At 53.9% G+C, this 3,399-nt stretch carries 2 protein-coding genes and 1 pseudogene; 2 read left to right on the top strand and 1 reads right to left on the bottom strand.

Annotated features, from left to right (window positions below; translation table 11 throughout):
* The coding region (locus SOR61_RS03025; protein ID WP_407066500.1) for a DEAD/DEAH box helicase at positions 1 to 762 on the bottom strand (762 nt) is incomplete at its 3' end.
* Positions 763 to 1,060: 298 nt separating this feature from the next.
* Here SOR61_RS03025 and rlmD point away from each other — a divergent pair.
* The gene (gene rlmD / locus SOR61_RS03020; RefSeq protein ID WP_320611216.1) at positions 1,061 to 2,707 is read left to right on the top strand and encodes a 23S rRNA (uracil(1939)-C(5))-methyltransferase RlmD; all 1,647 of its coding nucleotides are present in this window, start codon (positions 1,061 to 1,063) and stop codon (positions 2,705 to 2,707) included.
* 30 nt (positions 2,708 to 2,737) lie between these two features.
* Positions 2,738 to 3,399: pseudogene (locus SOR61_RS03015) on the top strand (hypothetical protein); the annotation flags it as partial.

The following is a 3,399-nucleotide window of genomic DNA, read 5'->3' as shown; positions in this document are numbered from 1 at the left end:
GTCGTCCACGGTGGCCTTGACCAGACCGGTCAGACCGGCGGCAAAGCGGTCGGCCAGGGTGTAGAGCTGGGTGGACTGCTCGCCCATGCCGGAGATGATCAGGGGGGTCCGGGCCTCGTCGATCAGGATGGAGTCCACCTCATCGACGATGGCGAAGGCGTGGCCGCGCTGCATGAGCTCGGCCTTGTAGATGGCCATGTTGTCACGCAGGTAGTCAAAGCCGAACTCGTTGTTGGTGCCGTAGGTGATGTCGGCGTTGTAGGCGGCCCGCTTGCCGGCGGGGTCGACCCCATGGATCACCAGACCCACGGACAGGCCCAGGAAGCGGTAGACCTTACCCATCCAGTCGCTGTCGCGCTTGGCTAGGTAGTCGTTGACGGTGACGATGTGCACACCCTCGCCGCTCAGGGCGTTCAGGTAGGCGGGCAGGGTGGCCACCAGGGTCTTGCCTTCACCGGTCTTCATCTCGGCGATGCGGCCCTGGTGGAGGATGATGCCGCCGATGAGCTGCACTCGGTAGGGGCGCAGACCCAGCACACGGTCTGCGGCCTCCCGACAGGCGGCAAAGGCCTCGGGCAGCAGATCGTCCAGGGTCTCCCCGTTCTGGTAACGGGCCTTAAACTCGGGGGTTTTTGCCTGGAGCTGGGCGTCGGTGAGGCCCTTGTATTCTTCTTCCAGGGCTTCGATTTTGCGGACAATGGGCTCAACGCGCTTGAGCTCCTTTGCCATGTTGGTGCCGAAGAGTTTGTTCAAAAAACCCATAGTCAGTAGAGATTCCTTTCGTAGTCAGGCCCGACCCACAGCATGGGAGGGGCGGAGATCACGGCCGGTTCCCCGGCCGTCCATATAGAAGGGTCACGGCGGGAAGCGCAGACCCGGTCATATCATGTGCGGAGCATACTGCTCCATATTCACGGTATTATAACACATATGTGGAAGAGAAAAAAGAAGAAACTGTAAACATCCGGGGAGAATACGAAAAAATATGCGTTGTTCCCAAGCACGGCCTTGTGCTATACTACGAGAAACAAACGGGAGACAGGGAAAGGATGAGACGGCCATGGCAGGAAAGAAAAAACAGCACCAGGGACAGAACAAGAAAAACCAGGTTCATCCCCTGCGGATCGAAGGATACGGCAGCGCAGGGGAAGGGGTGGCCCGGCTGGACGGACAGGCGGTGTTCGTGAAGGGCGCCCTGGAAGGGGAACTGTGCCAGGTGCAGCTGCTGAAAGTGGGGAAAACGGCGGCCTGGGGCAAGGTCAACGAGATCCTGGAGACCGTCCCCGGCCGACAGGTCCCGGACTGTCCCCAGTACCCCAAGTGCGGCGGCTGCCAGCTGCGGCACATGACCTACGAGGAAGAACTCTCCTTTAAACGCCGCCGGGTGGAGGACGCCCTGCGGCGGATCGGCGGCTGGGACGGCCATGTGGAGGTGATCCACGGGGCGCCCGACCCGGACCGGTACCGGAACAAGATCCAGTTCCCGGTGGCGGAGGGCCCCAGGGTGGGGTTCTTCCGGGCCCGCAGCCATGACGTGATCGACGCGGAGGACTGTCTGCTCCAACCCCTGGCAGCCACCCGCCTGCGGGGCGCCTTTAAGAACTGGATGGAAACCTATCAGATTCCTGCCTATGAGGAGACCGCCCACCAGGGACTCATCCGCCACTTTTACGTCCGGGTGAACCGGGCGGGGGAATCTCTTTGCGCCGTAGTGGCCAACGGAAAATCCCTTCCCCACACGGAAGAGCTGGTGAACGCCCTGCGGGCGGCAGAGCCTCAGCTGGTGGGGGTGGTCCTGTCGGTGAACCAGGAAAAGACCAACGTGATCCTGGGGAAAGAGTATAAGGTGCTCTGGGGCCGGGACTATCTGGAAGATACCCTGTGCGGCTTGGGATTCCGGCTCTCCGTCCCCTCCTTCTATCAGGTGAACCGGGAGCAGGCAGAGGTGCTGTACGGCCGGGCCCTGGACTTTGCCGGGCTCACCGGGACTGAGACGGTGCTGGACCTCTACTGCGGCATCGGGACCATCACCCTGGTGATGGCCCGGAAGGCGGGGAAAGCCCTGGGGGCAGAAGTGGTTCCCTCGGCGGTGGAGGACGCCTGGGAAAACGCCCGGCGCAACGGCGTGGAGAACGTGGAGTTCTTCTGCGGAGACGCAGGGCAGGCCGCCATGGAGCTGGCCCGGCGGGGCACCCGGCCGGACGTGATCTGCGCGGACCCGCCCCGGAAGGGGCTCTCCGGCCAGGTGATCGAGGCCATCGTGGCCATGGCGCCCCGGCGGCTGGTGTACGTCTCCTGCGACCCGGCGACCCTGGCAAGGGACGTGAAGCTCCTGGCCCAGCAGGGGTACAAGCTGGAACAGGCAGAGGCCGCGGACCTCTTCCCCAGAACTGCGCATGTGGAGACAATTGTGTTGCTTTCAAAACTAGATTCTAAGAAATATATTAGTGTAGAACTTCCTATGGATGATATGGATTTAACAAGTGCTGAAAGTAAGGCAACATATAAACAAATTCAAAACTATGTTTTGGAAAAGTTTGGGGTTAAAGTATCTACTCTGTACATTGCACAAGTTAAGAAAAAGCATGGTTTAGAAGTTAGGGAACACTATAATATTTCAAAGAACGAGAACCAGAAAGTTCTACAGTGCTCAATTGAAAAGGAAGAAGCTATTTTGGATGCGTTGAAGCATTTTAAGATGTTGTAATATTAAAACAATAGGGGGGAATTATAGACAGTGGCTAATATTGAAAGTATCAAACAAAAAATACTACAACTGGATGCAGGTTCATTTCAAAATCTTTGTGATTCTTATTTATATAAAACGGGCTATCCGAGTATAGTATCTCTTGGTGGAGAAGCAGGTACACGAAAGACTACTTCAGGTACACCTGATACATATTTTATTGCATCAAATGAAAAGTATGTTTTTGTTGAATACACAACTCAAAGGACAAACTTATTTGCAAAAATTAAGGATGACCTTGAAAAATGTCTTGATACAGCAAAGACAGGTGTTCCATATGACAAAATCTCTGAAATTATTTATTGTCATACTTCATCAAACCTTACACCCTTTCAAGATAGTGAAGTAAAAAAACTGTGTGAAGATGTTGGAGTTAAGCTTGTAATTATTGGAATTGATAAGCTTGCAGAAGATATATATCTTTTCCATCATAATCTTTCACGTGATTTTTTGGGAATATCAATAAGTACAGATCAAATTCAATCATATGATGAATTTATTAATAGTTACAATGCAAATAGAATGGCTGCTCCAATTGACACTAAATTTCTATTCAGAGAAAAAGAATTTCAAGATATCATCAATGCTTATCTTAAAGTGGATGTTGTTATACTTAGTGGTTCATCAGGTACGGGAAAAACACGTTTAGCTTT

The sequence above is a fragment of the Evtepia sp. genome, assembly GCF_034090835.1.
GTDB lineage: Bacteria > Bacillota > Clostridia > Oscillospirales > Oscillospiraceae > Evtepia.
This window is presented reverse-complemented; position numbering and strand designations above follow the sequence as displayed.